Origin of the sequence: Streptomyces sp. RP5T (assembly GCF_003933965.1) — a bacterium.
Taxonomy (GTDB): domain Bacteria; phylum Actinomycetota; class Actinomycetes; order Streptomycetales; family Streptomycetaceae; genus Streptomyces.
In genome coordinates this window covers 1-2,170 of sequence record NZ_RSAJ01000935.1, presented here as the reverse complement: position 1 = coordinate 2,170, position 2,170 = coordinate 1, and the positions used below count along the sequence as shown (strand labels likewise).

The following is a 2,170-nucleotide window of genomic DNA, read 5'->3' as shown; positions in this document are numbered from 1 at the left end:
CCGGTACCGGTGGGGCGGTCGTCCGGGCCGCGTGGTCCAGCGCGGGGCGGGCCACGTCCCGCCGCCGCCACAGCTCGTGCAGCAATTCCCGCTCCCGCTCCACGAAGTCGCCGTTCGCCCGCCCGAGCCGCCCCCGGCGCCGCAGGAACGCGAGCGAGGTCGCGTACGCCTCGTACTGCGAGACCGCCCGGGCCGCGGGCCGCCCGCCGAACTGCCGTCGCGCGTAATCCCGGGCCACCCGCCGGGCCCGCATCGAGCCCAGCACGTACGGCTCGGTGGGCGTCAGCCACCCGGCGACGGCGTACGCGGGCAGCTCCTCGCGCACGGTCCTCAGCTCCCGCTGCCGCGTCCAGATGACCAGCCAGGTCAGCAACGCGAACGCCGGCACCATGAACATCGCGTACACCGCGAAGAACCCGAACTCGCCGAACGTCGACGAGCCGTTCCACATCGCGTGCATGCCCATCGCGAGCAGCAGCCCGGACAGGGGGACCAGTACCCGCCGGACGTGCTGGCGTTCCGCCGACAGCGCGGCGATGCCGAAGCCGATGCCGGTGAGGACGGTGAACAGGGGGTGCGCGAACGGGGACATCACCACGCGCACGAAGAAGGTCGCGGCGGTGACGGAGGCGATGCCGCTGCCGCCGGTGAGCTGGTCGGTGCCGAAGGCGGTACCGAGGTAGAGGATGTTCTCGGTGAAGGCGAAGCCGGTGGCGGTGACCCCCGCTATCACCACGCCGTCCACGATCCCGGTGAAGTCCCGTCTGCGGAACAGGAAGACGAGCAGGACGGCGGCGGCCTTGGCCGACTCCTCGACGATCGGCGCTATCACGGTCGCGCCGAGGGTGTCCGCGCCGGTCGGGTCGGCGGTGGCCGTCGCTATCCACTTCGTCGCGAAGCTGTTGGCGATGATCGCTATCAGCGCGGCCGCGCAGGCACCCCAGGCGAAGGCGAACAGCAGATTGCGCCAGGGGCCCGGCTCGACCCGGTCCAGCCAGCGGAACGCGGCTATCAGCAGCGGTACGGGCAGGACGGCCAGCCCCAGTCCGACCAGGAACCCCTCGGTGCCGGTCTGCTGCCGGACCAGGGCGAGGATGACGAGCCCGGAGAGCGCGAGAAGCGTGATCAGCGCGCCGTAGCGCACCCACTTCCGCTGCCACCAGTGCGCGTGCCGCAGCGTGCTGCCGCCGGGCGCTTCACCGGGGTACGTCGGATACGGAGGACAGGTGGCCACAGCATCGACCTTAACGAGACAGAGGCGCCGCCCGCAGGCGGGCGGGCCGTTCAGGCGCCGGTGGGGGGCTGGTCGGGTCGGTCGGTTCGGTCGCCGTGCTGTACGCGGCGGAACAGCAGGTCGTTCACGACATGTCCCTTGTCCAGTCCCTGTCCCTCGAAACGGGTCAGCGGGCGGAAGTCGGGACGGGCCGCGAAACCGCCGCCGGCCTGGGTGTTCTCGAAGTCGGGGTGCGCGGTGAGCACGTCGAGCATCTGTTCCGCGTACGGCTCCCAGTCGGTCGCGCAGTGCAGCAGCGCGCCGGGCCTGAGCCGGGTCGCGGCCAGGTCCAGGAACTCCGGCTGGATCAGACGCCGCTTGTGGTGCCGCTTCTTGGGCCAGGGGTCGGGGAAGTAGACGCGGAGCCCGGCCAGCGAGTCCCGGGTGAGCATCTCGCGCAGCAAGATGATGGCGTCGCCGTTGCCGACCCGGATGTTGGACAGCTTCTGCTGCTCGGCGAGGTTGAGCAGGTTGCCCTGCCCGGGGGTGTGCACGTCGACGGCGAGGATGTTGGTGTCCGGGTCGGCGGCGGCCATCTGCGCGGTGGCCTCGCCCATCCCGAACCCGATCTCCAGCACGACCGGGTTGCCGTTGCCGAACAGCTCGCCCAGGTCGATCGTGTGCTGCCCGTCGATGTCGAGGCCCCACGTGGGCCACAGGCGCTGCAACGCGTCCGCCTGCCCCGCCGTCACCCGGCTGCGCCGCGGCTGGAAACTCCGGATCCGCCGCTCGAAGTGCGACCCCGCGGGATCGGCACTGGGCCCGTCGGGAAACCGCGGCTCCCCCTTGGCCCGGGTATGCCGAACGGGCACACCGGGGACGTGCGAAGCGGCCTCGCCGGGGTCGTTGGACCGGGACCGGGGAGTTTCGGGGGCGTTGAGGGAGTCAGACACAGTG

2 protein-coding genes are annotated in these 2,170 nt (G+C 71.7%); both read right to left on the bottom strand.

The window, feature by feature from the left end:
- Positions 1-1,234: PrsW family intramembrane metalloprotease (locus tag EHS43_RS43125; RefSeq protein ID WP_148104290.1), on the bottom strand; the 1,234-nt coding region annotated here is incomplete at its 3' end.
- Between the two features lie 50 nt (positions 1,235-1,284).
- A complete protein-coding gene (gene trmB, locus EHS43_RS43120) occupies positions 1,285-2,166 on the bottom strand; it encodes a tRNA (guanosine(46)-N7)-methyltransferase TrmB (protein WP_185806653.1) in 882 nt (293 codons plus the stop codon).
- Positions 2,167-2,170 lie beyond the last annotated feature (4 nt).